Here is a 19,798-nt window from a genome sequence, read left to right on the forward strand (position 1 = left end):
CAGCTATGTACTTACCGCTACCAGGTCGTACTAGGGACTTTCACCCGTTAGAGTTCGCCCATGCTGGGCGAACAAAAAAAAGACGACATGACGTCGTCTTTTTCTAGTAAACCCATTTAATTTGTGCTTTTTCTCATAACTACCTCAGAACCGAGGTAAATTGTTTTTACTATTTTTCGCTTATTAATGACTCGTTCAAGAAGAAGTTCAATACCGTTTTTACATTGTTCTTTTAAATCGATATGGAATGTAGTCAAAGGCGGTGAAACATATTTTGCAATACTAATATCATTCACACTGATCACACTTACTCTGGCTGGGATCGAAATTTGGTGCTCATTTAAAGCTTGTAAGCAACCAACAGCAATAGGGTCAGCAGCGATAAAAAAGGCAGTCGGCAGATTATCTCCTAGTTCTTTAATCGCACGTGACATTAAGTTATAGCCATTTTCAACAGAAAACCCTCTATGTGTGAAGATATAGGTTTCATTCAGTAAACCTTTTTCGTTGAGATAAGCTCGAAACGTTGTTTCACGAATATCCATATCCTCGTTATCTGTGTTTGGATTATGATAAGTGCCACCTATAAAACCAATCGTATTGTGTCCTTTTTCAACATGAATATCGATCGCTTGAGTTGTAACTTGGATAAGATCAGGTCTAACCGAATCATAGTGTTTCGGGTCTGTTGAAAAGTCCAGGAACACTCCATTTGGAGTTCTCTTTCGAAGATAATCCAGTTCCTTTTCAGAAAACGTCCCTACACCAATAAACCCTTCGATAGTATCAGGTATTTTTTCAATTCCGTCAGAAATTTTATAAGTTGTCAGCTCAATATTATATTTTTTCGCAAGCTTTTCAACCTCGATCCTCATCGTCTTAAAGTATACGTCTTCAAGCTCTTCTTTATCAGTAACCCAGTATAAAAAAGCAATGTTTTTAACGATTGGCCTTACTGTTTTCTTACGGTAATTCAACTCATCTGCCACTTCAAATATCTTTTCACGTGTTTCATCAGGAACAGACAAACTCTCATCATTATTTAATACTCGTGACACAGTAGATATCGAATAACCAGCCTTATTCGCTATATCCTTAATCGTCGCCATGCATTCCGCCTCCAATTAATATCCCATTACGATCTATCATATCTATAAAATTTATTAGTAGTTTACGCAACCGCTTGCGCTAAGTAAAACTTTTTACTTATATTTTACTTTATTTTCCCTTAAAGTCAATGAGGAATTAAAAGAACTATTATTTTACCAGTTGCTCGGTAGTTTACTACCTTTCACTATAAATGTCCTATCCCTTGTACAGTAGCACATTTAGTAGAGAGAGGACAGGCTCTTTTTCGCTTTTTAAAGATTTGTTAAGTAAGTTGTTTATTTTGGAATATGTAACAAAAAACAAGCAGCCATTAATGACTACTTGCCCTTTTCCACGATTCGAACTCCATACTTTTCTAGAGTAATGTCACCTGAAAGTTTTTCACCGGTAACGAGGTCTATAACAGGTGAATCAAAACCAACCACTTGCTCTTCTTCTGTAAAATTCATGACAAAGATATAGTCTTTATCAGGTGCTTGTCTGACTTGGACAGAAACACCCCTTTCATGCTTCACGTTGGCAGCAGGTTCAAGATTTAATTCATTGATCAGACGCCCATAAAAATCGCGATGGAAGTCATTATTTAAACGGCCACCAATGTAATACGTTTTACCTTTTTCATATTGGTGACTTGTGACGGCAGGTGTACCAGCATAATAATCGTGCTCATACACACCTTCTACATTTGCTGATTGAACATCAATGACTGTTGCGTAATCTTTTAGTACGTATGTTATTCCCTGGTACGTAACAGCATTTCGATCAGCAGGATAGTATGTATCCGTTTCTTTTGGATTGATACCAAAGATATCTTGTAGATCCTTTGGCCATCCGCCCATATAGGTTAAGTCATGCTCATTTACGAGCCCGCTAATATAGGTGAATACCAGTGTCCCGCCGTCTGCTACAAACTTTTTAAATCGAGCGATCGTATCTTCACTTACTAAGTACAGCATAGGAACTACTAATAGTTTGTACGGAGTAAAGTCATGTTCATTTGTAATAACGTCAACTGGGATATCCTGTTCCCAGAAGGTTCGATAATGCTGGTGCATCGTTTGCGGGTATCGCTTCGTCTTCAAGCCAAATCCTTGCGCATCACCTAGTGCCCAATGATTATCCCAATCATAAAAGAACGCTACCTCTGATGTGCGATTTGTGCCCACAACACCTGATAGCTTCTCTAAGGTCTTACCAACCTCGGCCACCTCTTGAAACACTCGATTCTCAGAGCTATTATCATGGTCGACAACTGCACCATGGAATTTTTCAGAGGAGCCTCTCGATTTTCTCCATTGAAAATAGAGTACACTATCAGACCCATGCGCGATAAACTGCATCGATGAAAGCAGATGCATTCCTGGACGCTTGCCTTTATTCACATCATGCCAGTTTACAAGGCTTGGTGTCGACTCCATTAATAAAAATGGCTGCATTTTGAGACAACGATACAAATCATTAATAAACGCTACCTTCATAGCCAAATCGGCTGTACTGTCCCAGTCATTATGCCAAGGTGGATACGCATCCCAGCTAATCACATCCAAGTGCTTTGCAAATTTACTGTAATCAAGACCTTGGAATGGAATTAAGTCAGCAGTATCTCCCATGAAATTGGTTGTAATCGGAATGTCTGGTGTGATCTCTCGGAGTGGAACAATTTCATTATTGTAAAATGAAATCGTTTGGTCTGTGACAAATCTGCGCCAGTCCAAATTTAGTCCGTGTACCATACTTTCACCGATTGGTGATGGAGACTCAATTTGTGACCAGTCATTTACCGTATGACTCCAAAACGCCCCCCACCACGCATCATTCACAGCCTTTAAATCATTGTTGTATTTTTCTTTTAACCAGTTACGGAAAGCTTCCTGACATAAATCGCAATGACATTCTCCACCAAATTCATTTGAGATATGCCACATTAAGAGAGCTGGATGCTCACCATATCTTTCGGCTAAAAGGCGATTTATTTTTTGTGTTTTTTCACGATATACAGGTGACGTAAAACAATGATTATGGCGTGCGCCGTGTAATTGCTTTACTCTTTCTGCATTTACCCGGAGTACTTCCGGATATTTTTGCGACATCCAAGCAGGACGAGCCCCGCTTGGTGTTGCTAAAATTACTTTACCGCCAATGCTGTGTATGTTGTTGAAGATGTCATCAAGCCACTCAAATTGGTAATTTCCTTCCTCGGGCTCTAGTGCGCTCCAAGCGAAAATTCCAACTGAAAATGTATTTGTGTGTGAGAGTTGCATTAACTTGATGTCATCCGCTAATATATCTGGTCTGTCCAGCCATTGGTCAGGGTTGTAGTCCCCACCGTGCAGCATGAAGTTTGCTTTCGTAACAGGTTTACTTTCAAACTGTTTTGACATAGTCTTCTTCCTCTGTTTTCGATTGTTGCGCCTTGGTGTAGGCTGTTTTTTTGCTAAAAATCGTATTTTTCGATTAAAAACCGTAAATCCAAATTAAAAATCGTATTTTTCGATTAAAAACCGTATTTCCAATTTAAAAACCATAAATCAGAATTAAAAACCGTAAACTCATTTTTCAATGTGCAAAACCAGATTTTTTATACTAAAAATACTTCAAACTCACTCTTACCCCTTCGTTCCACCCGCTGTTAAGCCCGCAACGAAGTTTCTTTGTAGCAATAAGAACACAATTGCAATTGGAATACTGATTAAAATGGCTCCCGCTGCAAATGTTGTGTAACTCGCTCCCATTACTTCGTTTACCAGGTTGTATAATCCAATTGGCAGAGTGTAGGATTCAGGTGTTCTCAGGATTGTTGAAGACAGTACGAAATCCCCAAGTGGCCCTGTGAACCCATTCATCGCTACAACCGCTAGCATTGGTCTTGATAATGGCAGGATGATTTGTAAAAAGATTCTTGTGTTACTTGCGCCATCAATTCTTGCACTTTCGTCAAGGTCCATTGGAATGGAATCCATATACCCCTTCATCAAATACGTGTTCATTGGAATTTGCCCGCCAATATAAAGGAGGATTAGCAACCAGTGGCTGTTCATCATTCCTAAAATCTGTGCCAAAACAAACAGGGCGATTAACGCCGAAAACTGCGGAATCATTTGCAATAGCAAAAATAGAGTTAATGCATTTTTCCGGCCCTTAAATCGAAACCTTGAAAATGCGTAAGCCGTGAACGAAACGGTAATCATTGCTCCAAGCATTGTAAAAATACTTATTTTTAACGAATTCAAATACCACTGTCCATATTGCAGGCTGGCTTTTCCCGCAAATAGTTCACGATAATGTTCCAGTGTTGGATTCTCTGGAATTAAGTTTGTACTTACTAAGCTGTTTCCTGGATTAAAGCTAGCTCCTACTGTCCAGAGCAGAGGGTACACAATAATTACTGTCATAAACAGCAACAGCAAGTACGTAAAAAAGAGTCGGACGACCTTGTTTTGCTTCATATTCATTTAAACTCACGCCCCCTCTTTGAAGGAATTTGTTCGTCTAAATTGCCATAATGCGATTGCAATAACAAATACTGAAAGTAGTATCGTTAGTGCTGCAGCGAGGGAATATTGGCTTGATTGCATGGTTAATTTATAAATCCACGAAACTAATATATCCGTTCCACCTGCAGTTGATCCTGGTACAGCAGGACCACCACCGTTGAATAGATAAATAATATTAAAGTTATTAAAGTTAAAGGTGTACTGTGTAATAATAATTGGTGCCATTGCAATTAAAATCATTGGCATTGTGATGTTTCTAAACTTTTCAAAAATCGAAGCTCCATCAATTGTTGCGGCTTCATATAGGTCTTCGGGAATTGATTGAAGTACCCCTGTTGTTACAATGAATATATACGGAAAACCTAACCAGCCTTGCATTAAGATGAGCGCGACTCTTGTCCAATTTGCACTAGTTAGCCAAGGAATCGGATCAATTCCAAAGAACGCAAGTACATCAAGGTTGATTGCTCCAAATGAATCATTAAACAATCCTGCAAATACTAGGATTGTAACAAATCCAGGAACAGCCCAAGGTAAAACTAAGATTGTTCGGAAGAACTTTTTAAAACGTACTTCTTTTTGATTTACTACGACTGCCAGGAAAACCCCGAGTGCAACCTGTAAAGTCGACGCTACAATTGTCCAAATAACTGTCCAAGCTAATACATCAAAGAAAGTTGAGCGCCAAATATCGACTGTAAATATTTTTGCAAATGTCTTTAATCCTACCCAGTCTGCTAAATTCGCAGGTGGTGAATGGTATAAATCATAGTTAGTAAATGCTAACGCAAAGCTAAAAAGAATTGGAAAAATGACCGCAAAGATTAATATGAAAAGTGACGGTCCGCTGATGACATAAGGGTAACCCTGTTCAACTAGGTTTTTGTAATCTTCTTTTAGCGGAGTTGGTTGAATTCCCTCGTCACGTTTTCTCCCGTTCACATATGCATCACGTAAATTTAAGTAGTAAATTCCTAATCCAAATAAAGTAACAATAATTGCAATAATTCCTTCTGCTAAAAGGAACATAGAATTATCACGTGGCACTTCAGTTCCCAGGGTTATCAGACCCCAATACCCCATATTAAATAGATCTCTAAATACAATTAGAAAAGCTACACTTATTAAGAAAAATAAAATACCTTTTACCCATTGCCGGTTATAAAATTGCCCGAACCCAGGTATAAGAGATAGCAAAAGAGCTATTTTACGATGTTGCATAAAATTCACCTCTTTAGATTGGCGCCTGACTTAATCGCCATATTCCTTAAAAATGGTGCCAAACATAAGTAGTGTCTGACACCATTTTCCAACTAATTATTGACCGCCGTGACTCGCTTCAATTTGACCTTTAATGGTTTCAACTGCTTGGTCTAATGCTTCCTTCGGTTCAGCCTTACCTGTCGCAATTGTTTGAAGCGCTGCATCAGCAGGTGCCCATACTTCATTCATCTCTGGGATACTTGGCATTAACTCAGAGTATTGTGATTGATCAGCAACTGCTTTTGCTGCTTCACTTTCAGTTACTGCTGGATCTTCTGCAAGTGCAGCTACAGCTGGAACCTCTTTCGTAACTTCGTATCTTGTTTTAGAGTTCTCTTCGTTTGCAATAAACTCTACGAACTGCTGTGCTAGTTCCTGATTTTTTGAATATGCACTTACGTTATAGCTTTTCACGTTAATAAACGCACTCATATTACGTCCGTTTTCTAACGCTGGTAACTTGGTTACACCGAAGTTTACTCCAGCCTTTGTGAACGGTTCGATATTCCACGGTCCAGAGATAATCGCTGCCGCTTTACCTTCTGTGAATAATGTTTCGATTACGTTAATTCCTTGCTCACCGATAATTCCTGAAGGGAATAATTTCTCATCATAGAATTTTTTGATGAACTGAGCACCTTCAATGGCGCCTTCATTATTTAACCCGATATCTCCAGGATTAAAAGTTCCATTATCATTTTTGAATATGTACCCGCCATATCCACTCATTAACCCTTGTGCATAATAAATTTTGTCAAACAACGCTAGGAATCCAAACTTTTCACCATTCGCAACGCCCTTTGAATACTCATACCAACCTTCAAGAGTTTCTGGTAGTTCGTCTTCCGAAATCAGGTCTTTGTTGTAATAAAGAGTAGTCGTTTCAACTGCCTTAGGTAATCCGTAAATCTTTCCGTCTACCATTTGAGATTGCATAGCTGTTTCTGTATAGATCTTTTGCACATCTTCAGAAACGTCTAATTCCTTAATTAATCCCTCTAGTGCTGCAGTACCGATTTGGTCACCCGGCATTGTAAGAACGTCAGGTCCTGTTCCTGCTGGTCCATCTAAGCGTAAATCTTCAATTTGTTTTGTATATGGTTTTTCAACAACCTTAACGGTTACATTATGTTCTTTTTCAAATTTTGCAACTGCATCCTTGATTCCATCAGCCTTTGCAATATCTTCCCAAACAAGTAATTCTTTTGCTTCGTTATTATCCTTGCCGCCTTCATCTCCACCATCGTCCGCATTGTCCTGTGGCCCACAGGCAACTAACGAAAAACTTAATGCAAGAGTAGAAATAATACCTAAAATCTTCTTAAACTTCATAGCTGACATCCTTTCACTTTTGTTTTGATATAGTTACGAAATGGACAACTAGGAAAAGAGTTTTTTCCGTTCTACAAAGAATAGTTTGACCAAACTGTTTGTTTCTACTCTTAAAGTTTGGAAAGTGGATATAAATCTAGGGGGAATTAAATCGAGTATAATTAAAAAGGAAAATGGTAGCATTATGATTAATAAAGATTCTTTTCGCAGGGTTTGTTACCCATTGGCGTTTTTACATTGATAGTGAAATGTAAATGGTTTGTGATTTCCGCTCCTGGCACTCGCTTTCCGCGGGCGGACCGTGAGCCTCCTCAATGAAATGCTGAAGCGGCTTGGTCAGAAACGAGGAAATTGGAGACTCCGACATAAGAGGCGCCTTTTGCCTCTGACGGAGGAGTTGAAATTTCTCGAGTTTCTAGCCGCTGAAGCTAGACAAGTCGTTACACTCCTGCGGTGTCTCACTTGGTCACGCTACTCCCGCAGGACTTTGAGAGGCTCCTTTGACTTCACCCACGCACGAAGAAAATGCAAAGCATTTTCGAGGAGTCTCGTGCCATGCGCTCCAATCACCCTTGTATAAGCAATAATCAACTCACAATATCCTTTCAGTAGAGATTAAACCAAGTTTTCAAAATAAAGCCTTTATTACTGGAATTGCTGACACAACAAAACAACGCAAATAAAAAAAGCCTGCTCTCATTAGAACAGACCTACAAACTACTTTTGCGAATAACTAACTTTGTCGCGATAAAAATCTTCTTAGCAATCTTTCGACCGTTTAGTCGTTCCAGCAAGGTATCTACTGCGGTTTCTCCCATAACCTCTGTATACACTTTTACAGTTGTTAACGCAGGGAATACATATTTAGAGACGCTGAGATCATCGATTCCGATGATACTAACTCGCTCCGGTACAGGTATTTTTTCTTCATGGAGGGCACGTAATGCTCCAATCGCGAGCAAGTCGTTTCCTGCAAAAAAGGCAGTCGGTAGATGGTCACCTTTTTCTTGTATTGCTTGTTTCATAAGCTTGTATCCGTCATCTACCGAAAATGCACCTATATACAGATGATCTTCCTCTAACAAACCAGCTGCATCCATATAGGTTCGGAATGTTTTTTCACGCATATCTTCTATGACTTCAGTCTGGTCCTTGAACATTTCACGTCCACCGAGGTAGCCAATTTTTGTATGTCCCTTATCAACCAGATGGTCGAGGATGTTTCTAGTCACCTTTTCAAAGTCAATGACGATTGAATCAAAACGGTCATCATCCGGATTGGAATCAACAAATACAACATGCTTAGCAATTGACGTTAATTCCTCTATCTGTCTTTTACTAAACTTACCGACAGCGATAATTCCCTGTAAGTCCTCGGATTTCATGCTTTTGATATTGTTATAAAAGTTTACTACTTGAATATCCTGCTGTTCACAGCGTTGCTCAATTCCTAAACGAATCGACATATAATAGAGATCGTTTAGCTCTTCTTTTTCGGTATACCAATGGATGATACCGATCTTCGCTGACGCTGTTTTCTTTGTTGTCTTCTTTTTATAAGAAAGTTCTTCTGCTATTTCAAAAATCTTTTTCTTTGTATCATCACTAACTGACAAGCTTGCATCATAGTTGAGAACGCGTGATACGGTTGCAATTGATACACCGGCTTTTTCAGCAATATCTTTAATGGTAGCCATCGTTCTCTCCTCTCGGGCTAGTTCACACCAAAGGCGTACTTTGTTTCCCAGTAATATTCTTTTCCCTTTTCAAGGACAATCGACGGGAACTCTGGATGGTGAATCGAATCTGGTACTCCTTGCGTTTCAAGACAAATCGCAAGATGAGGTCTAGCCTTTACGCCTCGAATTTCATAATCACCTTTTAAGTGATTACTCGTATAAATAACGACTGCTGGCTGGTTTGTTTCCACAGTCAGTGTTCTTCCAGATTCTTGGTCTTTCAGTTGAATTTCTCTATCTTTATTATTCGATAGTAAAAATGGATGGTCATACCCGTGTCCAACTAGCACATTTTGCGGATAGTCAGTTGTTGTTCCATCAACGATTTTCCGTCCGTTTTTAAAATCAAATGGGGTTCCTGTTACGGCTAAAATTTCTCCTGTAGGAAGTGATTCATTATTCAAGGGTACGAAACGATCACTTTTTAACGTTAATTCATGGTCTAAAATATCACGTTTACTGTTTCCTGAAAGGTTAAAGTATGTGTGATTTGTTAGGTTCAAAATGGTATCTTGGTCGGACACTCCGTGTGCGGTAAGTACAACCTCGTTATTATTTGTTAATAGGTACGTAACTTTCATGTCAACATTGCCCGGATAACCGCCATCACCATCTTTACTTTGGTAACGGAACTCGACGCCAACAGCGTCATATTTTTCAATAGTAGTTGCATCCCACACAACATCGCTGAAACCTTTCGTGCCACCATGAATATGATTATTGTTTTCGTTTCGCTCCAGCTGATATGTTTGGCCATCCAACTTAAATTGGCCACCCTTGATACGCCCTGCAATTCGTCCAACAATCGCACCGAAATATGGGGAGTGGTTTATATATTCATCAATTGTATCAAAGCCCAGAACCACATTTTCCAAGTTACCGCTCCGGTCTGGTGTGTAGATGTCGGTTATTATACAGCCATAATCAATACACGACACACTCATTCCATTGATGTTGGTGAGTGTATAAGAATGAATCACTTGATTATCTAGTTCGCCGAATTTCTTTGTTGTAACCTTCATTTTTCTGCCTCCATATAGCAAACGGGAGTACAGCTACTCCCGTTACAAATTAGGATTTTAATTGGTCAATAAACTTCTTAAAAGCTGCTTGTCCTGCTTCATCACGCTTGAATACACCAGCATCCTGTAAAACTCTCATAAACTTTTTACCAACCTCTAGCTTCACAATCTCTTCCACATTCTCATGTGTAATTTCTTGTGATTGCTTCATTTCATCTGCCCATTGCTCATGTATTGGGTTGATTTCATTTGGTTGATTTATTAAGTATTTTTCCACTTCTTTTAGCTCTGTTTCAAGTCTAGCAGGCAACACTGCAAGCCCCATTACTTCAATAAGACCGATGTTTTCTTTTTTAATATGATGAACATCTGCATGTGGGTGGAATATTCCTAGTGGATGCTCGTCGCTTGTACGGTTATTACGTAATACTAAATCAAGTTCGTACTTGCCATTACGTTGTCTCGCAATTGGTGTAATCGTATTGTGAGGTGTTTCACCAGTGAACGCTACAATCTCTACCTCTGGGTCACTATAACTTCTCCAAGCTTGTAAAATGTGGTCTCCCGCTTCGATAAGCGCATTACGATCCTCACTCTTTAAGCGAAGTACAGACATTGGCCATTTTACAGTTGAGAATTCAACATTCGGGAAGCTGCTCCAATCAAATGTGTATTCGTCCGCTGCTTTTGCCATCGCGAATTCATAGTTCCCACCTTGATAGTGATCATGCGTTAAAATCGATCCACCCACGATTGGAATATCTGCATTCGAACCGATAAAATAATGCGGGAACTGTTCTACAAAGCCTAGAAGTCGTGTAAATGTATCTTTGCTAATCTTCATATCACGGTGTTCTTCACAAAGCAAAATGCAGTGCTCGTTGTAGTACACATATGGAGAATATTGCAGGAACCAATTTTCACCTTCAAGTTCCACTGGAATGATTCTATGATTTGAGCGAGCCGGATGCCCTATTCGTCCAGCATATCCTTCGTTTTCAACACAAAGTAGGCATTTCGGATACTTAGTACCAGTAGGTTTCGCTTCTTTTTCAAGTGCAATTTGCTTAGGATCTTTTTCAGGCTTTGACAGATTGATTGTAATATCAAGCTCACCATATTCTGTTTGTGCCTTGTATTCGATGTTTTTTTCGATGCGTTTCATTTGTATATAGTTACTGTTTTTACTTAACTCATAAAAATAGTTCGTTGCTTCGGTTGGATTTTGCTTGTGAAGATCATAAAAACGATGCGTCATAATCGATGGCAGTGGAATCATCGTGTTCATGATTTTACTAGCAAAAATTTCTTTCGCATCAAAATAATCATCAATAATTCCGTTCTCTGCCGCATAATCCACAAGATTTTCCACTAATGTTGGAATATCTCTTTCTAGGTTATCTTCTTTTACAGATTCAAATGTCTCCAGATTCAATAAAGAGAGAATCTGGTTACGCACATAAATCTCGTCGCCTTTTTCGATTAGATTAGCTTCTACCGCTTTACGAGTAAGCTGTTGTATGATTCCAAAGATGTACATATTATCCCCTCAGCTTTCGTACCCATTTGGGTGGTTTACATGCCAGTTCCACGCATCCTTCATGATTTCTTCAATTGACGTGCGTTTTGGTGCCCAGCCTAATACCTTTTTCGCCTTTTCAGAAGATGCGATTAAAATACTAGGGTCTCCTGCTCTACGATCACCAATTTGTACCGGAATATCACGTTGTGTAACCTTTTTCGCTGTTTCAACCATTTCTTTTACAGAGAAGCCTGTATTGCTTCCTAGGTTAAAATAGTTGCTTTCTCCACCATTTTGCAGATATCTTAATGCTAAAATGTGAGCATCAATTAGGTCCTCAACATGAATATAGTCACGGATACATGTTCCATCTGGAGTATCATAATCTTCGCCAAAGATTTTTATGAAATCGCGCTTTCCTAACGCTGCCTGTAAAATAACCGGGATTAAATGTGTTTCTGGATCGTGGTCCTCTCCGATTTCACCAGTGGATCTCGCACCTGCTACGTTGAAGTAGCGTAATGACACAAACTTAATATCATGAGCCACTTCAGACCATTTCATCATTTTTTCCATTGCTAGCTTTGTTTCGCCATACGTATTTGCAGGAACAGTTGGCATATCCTCAGTAATAGGCACTTGCTTTGGCTCACCATACGTTGCAGCAGTTGAAGAGAATACAATGTATTTCACGTTGTTATTTCTCATTGTCTCAAGCACAACCTGAGTTCCAAACACATTGTTGTCGTAGTATTTTAAAGGATCTTCCATAGACTCGCCAACCAGTGAGTTCGCTGCAAAATGAATTACAGCATCAATCGATTCCTTTTCAAAAACTGATTGCATAAACTCGCGGTCGCGAATGTCACCCTGATAAAAAGTAGCCTTTGGATGAACCGCCTCTTTATGTCCAGACTGTAAATTGTCGATAACAACTACCTCTTTACCAGAATCGATCAACTGATAAACCGCATGCGAACCAATATAACCTGCTCCACCTAATACTAAAACACTCATCTGTTTCGCTCCTCTTCTTTTGGACAGAGAGACAGGTCCCTCGTACCAGTTTTTATTTTTTTGGACACGATACCTTGTCCCTTATAGTTCTTTTGCTCCGTCACCAATGCTTACTTCATAGAAGGAAGCTTGGTAGCCAATTTTTTCTTCGTAGATCTTTCCGATTGCGTCAGTCACTGCATCGACTTTGTCTTTTTCAACAATTGCGATTGCACATCCGCCAAAGCCCGCACCTGTCATACGAGCTCCAACAACACCATCCTGTGCCCAGGCTGCTTCAGCTAATGTATCAAGCTCAATTCCTGTTACTTCATAATCATCTCGCAATGAACGGTGTGACGCATCCATTAAGCGTCCAAATTCAGCTAATTCTCCTGCTTTTAACGCTTTTAAAGCTTGAAGAGTTCTTTCATTTTCATAGACTGCATGCTTTGCACGTTTTTGTAAAACCTCACTAGTTATCAGATGCTTGTGCGCCTCAAATTGCTCTGATGAGATATTACCAAGTGCCGACACATTTAATTCTTTTTGAAGCATTTCAAGTGCTTGTTCACACTCACTCCGACGCTCATTATACTTAGAGTCTGCAAGCTCACGACGCTTGTTTGTGTTCATGATTACAATTAGATGCTTCTCAAGCTCTAAAGGAGCATATTCGTATTTTAACGTGTCACAATCCAGTAAAATTCCTGAGTTCTTTTTACCCATTCCAATTGCAAATTGGTCCATGATTCCGCTGTTAACACCGATGAACTGATTTTCAACCTGCTGACCAATTTTCACGAGCTCAACGCGGTCGATTGTTAAATCGAATAACTTCTCAAACATTACACCTGAAACTAATTCAATTGATGCAGAAGAAGATAAACCTGCTCCGTTTGGAATGTTACCGTAGAAAAGAACGTCCACTCCAGTCGAAATGGAATACCCTTTTTCACGTAAATAACGCAGCATTCCTTTCGGATAATTCGCCCAATCATGTGCTTTATCGTAATCTAGGTTATCGAGATCAAATTCGATAATCCCAAGTTGTTCAAAGTTAACGGAATACAATCTTACTTTGTTATCGTCACGCTTTCTAGCAAGTGCATAAGTTCCCTTTGTAATCGCACCTGGAAATACATGGCCACCATTGTAGTCCGTATGTTCTCCGATTAAATTGATGCGTCCTGGTGCAAAAAATGATCTATAATCTGTTTCGTTAAACACTTCTTTAAATGTAGTAGCTAGCTGGTTTAATTCCATGATGTGTACCTCCAGTAGTTAAGGATTTATTGCTTACCCCTATTGTAGACCTCTTAGTAAAACACGTCAATAATTTTAGTAAAACATTAACTAAAATTCAGTTTATTTTTAGCTCCACGACCAACTTTTGGCCATAACAAAAGGAGTAGCCCTACGTAGACTACTCCTAGTATGTGCTTAGTTTTTAGGATTACTAATGTTAAGTTACATGTAGTAATCTTAGCCCTTTAGTATATCTTCGATTCTTGTTAGTTCCTCTGAGGTAAAAGTAAGATTTTTAAGTGCTGCTACGTTTTCTTCAATTTGACTTACCTTACTTGCACCTATTAGTGCGGATGTTACTCTTCCTTCACGAAGTACCCAGGCTAATGCCATTTGAGCAAGGTTTTGTCCTCTTTCAGCAGCAAGTTCGTTTAATTGAGTAACTTGCTGTAAAACTTCTTCTGTTACTCTTTCTTTCTGTAAAAAGGTACCTTCCCTGGCTGCTCTAGAATCACTTGGGATTCCGTTCAGGTATTTATTTGTTAATAGCCCTTGTGCTAAAGGAGTAAATGCAATGGAGCCTACACCATTTTCAGCTAAAACATCCTGCAATCCATCTTCTATCCATCGGTTAAACATCGAATAGCTTGGTTGATGGATAAGTAAAGGTGTTCCCAGCTCTTTTAAGATTTTTACAGCTTCTGCAGTTTGAGTTGCATCATAGTTAGAAACACCAACATATAACGCTTTACCCTGTCTGACAATCTGATCTAGAGCCCCCATAGTTTCCTCTAATGGTGTATTCGGGTCTGGACGATGGTGATAAAAAATATCTACATACTCTAATCCCATACGTTTTAAGCTTTGGTCAAGACTTGAAATTAGGTACTTCTTCGAACCCCAATCTCCATACGGACCTTCCCACATATGGTATCCTGCCTTAGATGAAATAATCATTTCGTCACGGTAAGGAGCAAAATCTGACTTTAACATTCTCCCAAACATTTCTTCTGCACTTCCCGGTGGTGGGCCGTAATTATTCGCTAAGTCAAAATGGGTAATCCCTAAATCAAATGCTCTGCGAAGCATTGCCCGTCCATTTTCAAAAGAATCCACTCCACCAAAGTTATGCCATAATCCTAAAGAAATGGCTGGCAGCTGTAACCCAGATTTACCAACACGATTATATTTCATATCACTATATCTACTCTCACTTGCAAGGTATCTCATATGTATCTCCTTTCGGTTTAGGCCTGAGCCTCTTTTCATCATAACAAAAAGCCTTAATGTATACATCATTAAGGCCTTCCGCTTTCTATTATTTTGTTTTAAAAATCTCCATTAATTCTTCTGTGGCATCGTCTGTGTTTTGTACGTATGCTACGAGCTGTTGCATTTGGGCGTTTTGGTTTTCGATAGAGGCAGTGATTTCCTCGAGTGATGCTGTTGTTTCTTCAATGATTGCAGCGAATTCACTTACAGATGTTTCGATTGAATGTGAAGAGCCGCCAATTTCATTTGAGATTTTTTCGAAATGCTTCACTGCTTCATTCAATTCAGAGACAGTTTCATCAATAACTGTAAATACGCCTTTTGTATCTTTTGTAAGCTGGACACTTTCGTCCATTTTTTCTGCATTCTCTGCCATTTGTTTTTGGGTTAATGTTGTACTTTCGTTAACCTGTTTCAGATTTTCAGAGATTAAGTTTGCTGTATTTGATGTTACTTCTGATAGTTTCCTAATTTCAGCCGCAACTACCGCAAAGCCCTTACCGCTTTCACCTGCACGAGCAGCTTCAATTGATGCATTAAGCGCTAATAGATTGGTTTGAGATGCGATTTCTTGAATTTTATCTGTAAAACCATTTGTTTCTTGTATTTTTGTTACTAATCGATCCATTGTTGTAGACATAGACGTAACAGAAATTTGGAAATCAGTAATTTTAGTTAATAAGCTTTCAATTGTTGTGTTTCCATTATCCGATGCGTTGTTTGCATTTTCTGTTTGAACACTAAGATGATTAGAACCTTGAACAAGCTGTTGCACAACCTTATTTAGATTCTCAATCGACTCAGTTATTGTTGTTGCAGCTTCGTTTTGTGTATTCATACCAGATGAGATTTCAGATACCGCAATTGTCATTTCATTAAATGCATGCATCTGTTCTTCACCTTGACTGCGGATGTTTGAAATATTTTCGCTGATTACCTGGGAGCTGTTTTCAAGCTTTACTGCCTGGTTTTTTCTAGTTTCTAAAAGCTGTTCAGTTTCTGCTTGTAACGCTTCAATATCAGTAGTCATTCGTCTTGTAACTAGGTTTTGGAAAAATAACGTTAAGATAATTATTCCAAATATCAAATAAAATGTTGTAATATTCTGGGATGTATACCCTAAATCTTGTCCATTTATCACAAAAAATATCGTGCTTAAAACAATCGCACCCACTACCCCTACTATAAGAGTACTTCTCATATTATAAATGGCAATGGTCGTAAGTAGATAGAGAGGTAATAATATGATTGGTGCCGATTGGGATGCTGACATTATTAAATATAAGACAACTGTCAACCCCACTATTGCAACATATGGGATTTGCATTAAAAATAGCTTTCTATAATTCATGATTGCTAGTACTCCAACAAAAATGCCTCCTCCTATTGCAATTGTCAGTATCATTTGTAATGGCTGTTGAATCGCAAAATCTACTATTACCGCGAGAATTACAGAGATAAGAGAAACAATTGTAACCAACTTATTCTTACGTATAATATCTTGCGTTTTAAGTGCCTCAATACTTACCATTTTATCTGTCATAAGTTTGTCCCCCATTAGGTGTTATAACTCTATTTTACAATCTTTATATCGACATGAATATAGATATTTTTCGTCTGAGAGTCGAATATTTAAAATATGTGTCGGAAAACTCAGATTTTTGAGGATTAAGCACATTTAATAGAATTTGACGTTTCTACATTTAGAAAAAAGCCTTAATGTTTGCTTCATTAAGGCTTTCTCTATACTCTATTTCACTTTAAAAATCTGCATTAATTCTTCTGTTGCGTTATCTGTGTTTTGTACATATGCTACAAGCTGTTGCATTTGTGCGTTTTGATTTTCGATTGAGGCAGTGATTTCTTCAAGTGATGCTGTTGTTTCTTCAATAATTGCTGCAAATTCACTTACAGAGGTCTCAATTGATAATGATGAACCACCAATTTCTTGTGAGATTTTTTCAAAATGCTTAACAGCTTCATTTAGTTCAGAAACAGTCTCATCAATTACTAAAAATACACCTTTTGTATCCTTAGTCAGTTGAACACTTTCATCCATCTTTTCTGCGTTCTCTGCCATTTGTTTTTGGGTTAGTGTTGTACTTTCGTTAACCTCTTTAAGATTTTCAGAGATTTGATTAGCTGTATTGGATGTTACCTCTGATAGCTTTCTAATTTCAGCAGCTACCACCGCAAATCCTTTTCCACTTTCGCCAGCACGAGCGGCTTCAATTGATGCGTTTAAAGCTAGTAAATTTGTTTGAGAAGCGATTTCTTGTATTTTATCTGTAAACCCATTTGTTTCATTGATTTTTGTTACTAGATTATCCATCGTAGAAGACATTGACATCACAGAATCTTGAAAATCGGTAATTTTAGCTAGTAAACTCTCGATTGTTTTGTTTCCATTGTGCGAAGCATTGTTTCCATTTTCAGTTTGAACACTAAGATGGTTTGAGCCTTGAACAAGCTGCTGTACAACTTTATTTAGATTCTCGATTGACTCAGTTATTATTGTCGCTGCCTCATTTTGCGTGTTCATACCAGATGAAATTTCAGATACAGCAATCGTCATCTCGCTAAATGCATGCATTTGCTCTTCACCTTGACGACGAATATTTGTAATGTTTTCGCTGATCACTTGTGAGCTATTCTCAAGCTGGGTTGCTTGATTTTTACTAGTTTCTAAAAGCTGTTCAGTTTCTACTTGTAATGCTTCTGTATCAGCCGACATCTTTCTCGTAACCTGGTTTTGGAAAAATAACGTTAAGATTGTGATTCCAAAAATCATATAGTAAGTGATTATGGTTTGGGAAGTGAACTCTAACGTGTCCCCATACATGAACATGAAAGATGTTAGTAAAACTAATGCTCCAGCTACACCAGCAAGTAACGTAATTCTCGTATTGTAAATAGCTATAGTTGTTAGTAGGAAAAGTGGTAATAAGATAACTGGTGCCGATACAGAAGCATTCATTATCAAATAGATGACACCAGTCAACCCCACTATCGCAATATATGGAACTTGCATTAAAAATAGTCTTCTATAATTCAAAAATGCTAGGAGAGTAACAAATATACCTCCACCTATTGCAGTTGTTAAGATAGTTTGCATTGGTAGTTTTATTGCGATATCAACAAGTACTGCTAATAAAACAGAAATCAGCGTTACACTTGTAACTAGCTTGTTCTTACGGATAATATCCTGTTTTTTCAGTTCTTGAATATTTACCTTTTTATCTGTCATAAAATTATCCTCCAATAGTTTTTCATAATGTATATATCGGTTAAGTGCAATGATGTTTAGAGGGAAAATGTATTGGTAATTGTCGGAAAGTGTATTATTACGTCGATGGGCATATTGTGATCGTTGTGGATAGTGGGGGTGTCATTTTTTCAAGATATAATGTGTTCAAACAAACGTTTGTTTAGTGAATAAGACCCTTTTATTATCTGGCTTTTAAAATTCAATCAAGCGTTTGTTTGAATTGAGATTTGCGGTTCAATCAAATGTTTGTTTGAGGGGTATGTTCGTGTGGTTTTGTTGTATGGGGTTTCGGAATTATTCGACATTCTACTAGGTTTTGTTGTTTTCCTTGTTTTAAAATGGGACAGGAGTCCTGTCCTGTCCCCCAAAAAAGGCTGACCTCGTTAAAAGGTCAGCCTTACTCAGTTTAATTTAATTTCGATCGTAAATAAGCATCAATGAATAGATCGATATCGCCGTCCATGACACTGTTTGTGTTACCAACTTCTGTGTTTGTGCGGTGATCTTTTACCATTGAGTATGGGTGGAATACGTAGGAACGGATTTGGCTTCCCCAGCCGATGTCCTTTTGTTCGCCACGGATTTCATCTAATTCAGCTTGTTGTTTTTCGATTTCGAGTTGATAGAGCTTTGATTTTAACATCTTCATCGCTTGCTCACGGTTTTTGATCTGTGAACGCTCCGTTTGACAAGTTACGACTGTATTTGTTGGCGTATGTGTAATACGAACTGCAGAGTCGGTTGTGTTAATATGCTGTCCACCCGCTCCACTCGCGCGATACGTATCAATTTTTAAGTCCTCAGTACGGATATCAATTTCAATCTCATCATTGAATTCAGGCATTATTTCACATGAAACGAAAGAAGTATGACGGCGGCCTGAAGAATCGAACGGAGATATACGTACCAGACGGTGTACTCCCTTTTCAGCCTTTAGATAGCCGTATGCATTGTGCCCTTTTATTAAAAGAGTAACACTCTTAATACCCGCTTCATCGCCAGGAAGATAATCCAACGTTTCAACCTTGAAGCCCTTTTTCTCAGCCCAACGTGTATACATACGAAGAAGCATCGAGCCCCAGTCCTGAGACTCAGTTCCACCAGCACCTGGGTGAAGTTCTAAAATGGCATTATTTTTATCATAAGGCTCACTTAAAAGTAACTGAAGTTCAAATTCATTTAAGTTCTTGGATAAATCTTTAAGCTCTTCTTCAAGCTCAGTCTGTAAGTCCGCGTCTGGTTCTTCTTTTAAAAGCTGATAGGTAAGTTCAAGGTTCTCATATGAGTCGTTAAGGTTTGTGTACTCTACCACTTGTTCCTTTAACGCATTTGCCTCATTGATTACGTTTTGAGCCGCTGATTGGTCATTCCAGAAGTCTGGCATAGACATCACTTCATCAAGCTCTGTAATACGTGCTTGCTTAGCCTCTAAGTCAAAGAGACCCCCTAAAACCTGCTAATTTCTTAGCCATTTTTTCTAACTCTTGCTTTATTTCTACTAATTCCATATATTGTTTCCTCCAGATTTATTA

14 protein-coding genes are annotated in these 19,798 nt (G+C 38.6%); all 14 read right to left on the reverse strand.

Translation table 11 applies throughout. From position 1 onward, the window contains the following. Positions 1-116: 116 nt before the first annotated feature. On the reverse strand, positions 117-1,109 hold the full coding sequence (ganR, locus tag AB3M96_RS19675) for a galactan degradation operon transcriptional regulator GanR (RefSeq protein ID WP_412969309.1): 993 nt from the start codon (positions 1,107-1,109) through the stop codon (positions 117-119). Between the two features lie 318 nt (positions 1,110-1,427). Next, positions 1,428-3,491, reverse strand: coding sequence for a beta-galactosidase GanA (gene ganA, locus AB3M96_RS19680; RefSeq protein ID WP_412969310.1), 2,064 nt, complete (start codon positions 3,489-3,491; stop codon positions 1,428-1,430). A gap of 225 nt (positions 3,492-3,716) precedes the next feature. Beyond that, positions 3,717-4,562, reverse strand: a complete 846-nt coding sequence (gene ganQ / locus AB3M96_RS19685) for a galactooligosaccharide ABC transporter permease GanQ (protein ID WP_412969311.1) — start codon at positions 4,560-4,562, stop codon at positions 3,717-3,719. Positions 4,563-4,568: 6 nt separating this feature from the next. Further along, positions 4,569-5,825 (reverse strand): sugar ABC transporter permease, encoded by a 1,257-nt coding sequence (locus tag AB3M96_RS19690; protein WP_412969312.1) that lies wholly within the window; start codon positions 5,823-5,825, stop codon positions 4,569-4,571. 96 nt (positions 5,826-5,921) lie between these two features. Then, a complete protein-coding gene (gene ganS, locus AB3M96_RS19695; RefSeq protein WP_412969313.1) occupies positions 5,922-7,199 on the reverse strand; it encodes a galactooligosaccharide ABC transporter substrate-binding protein GanS in 1,278 nt (425 codons plus the stop codon). Positions 7,200-7,909: 710 nt separating this feature from the next. Continuing rightward, positions 7,910-8,896, reverse strand: coding sequence for a LacI family DNA-binding transcriptional regulator (locus AB3M96_RS19700; protein ID WP_412969314.1), 987 nt, complete (start codon positions 8,894-8,896; stop codon positions 7,910-7,912). Between the two features lie 17 nt (positions 8,897-8,913). Then, entirely contained in the window at positions 8,914-9,960 is a 1,047-nt protein-coding gene (locus AB3M96_RS19705; RefSeq protein WP_412969315.1) for an aldose epimerase family protein, read from the reverse strand. 49 nt (positions 9,961-10,009) lie between these two features. Continuing rightward, positions 10,010-11,500 carry a UDP-glucose--hexose-1-phosphate uridylyltransferase gene (galT, locus tag AB3M96_RS19710; protein ID WP_412969316.1) on the reverse strand — a complete coding sequence of 497 codons (1,491 nt, stop codon included), beginning with the start codon at positions 11,498-11,500 and terminating at the stop codon, positions 10,010-10,012. Between the two features lie 9 nt (positions 11,501-11,509). Next, positions 11,510-12,499, reverse strand: a complete 990-nt coding sequence (gene galE, locus AB3M96_RS19715; RefSeq protein WP_412969317.1) for a UDP-glucose 4-epimerase GalE — start codon at positions 12,497-12,499, stop codon at positions 11,510-11,512. 81 nt (positions 12,500-12,580) lie between these two features. Beyond that, complete coding sequence (locus AB3M96_RS19720) at positions 12,581-13,744, reverse strand: galactokinase (RefSeq protein WP_412969318.1); 1,164 nt, start codon at positions 13,742-13,744, stop codon at positions 12,581-12,583. A gap of 219 nt (positions 13,745-13,963) precedes the next feature. Continuing rightward, the gene (gene mgrA, locus AB3M96_RS19725; RefSeq protein ID WP_412969319.1) at positions 13,964-14,956 is read right to left on the reverse strand and encodes an L-glyceraldehyde 3-phosphate reductase; all 993 of its coding nucleotides are present in this window, start codon (positions 14,954-14,956) and stop codon (positions 13,964-13,966) included. 88 nt (positions 14,957-15,044) lie between these two features. Further along, positions 15,045-16,541 carry a methyl-accepting chemotaxis protein gene (locus AB3M96_RS19730; protein WP_412969320.1) on the reverse strand — a complete coding sequence of 499 codons (1,497 nt, stop codon included), beginning with the start codon at positions 16,539-16,541 and terminating at the stop codon, positions 15,045-15,047. A 207-nt stretch (positions 16,542-16,748) separates the two neighbouring features. After that, complete coding sequence (locus AB3M96_RS19735; protein ID WP_412969321.1) at positions 16,749-18,245, reverse strand: methyl-accepting chemotaxis protein; 1,497 nt, start codon at positions 18,243-18,245, stop codon at positions 16,749-16,751. A 427-nt stretch (positions 18,246-18,672) separates the two neighbouring features. Further along, a protein-coding gene (gene prfB / locus AB3M96_RS19740) for a peptide chain release factor 2 (RefSeq protein ID WP_412969322.1) occupies positions 18,673-19,774 on the reverse strand; the annotation gives its coding sequence in 2 pieces (ribosomal slippage) (positions 18,673-19,701 and positions 19,703-19,774; 1,101 coding nt in all). Positions 19,775-19,798: the final 24 nt, after the last annotated feature.

It is taken from the genome of Ferdinandcohnia jepli, assembly GCF_047246645.1.
In the GTDB taxonomy this organism is placed as follows: Bacteria; Bacillota; Bacilli; order Bacillales; family Bacillaceae_L; genus Ferdinandcohnia.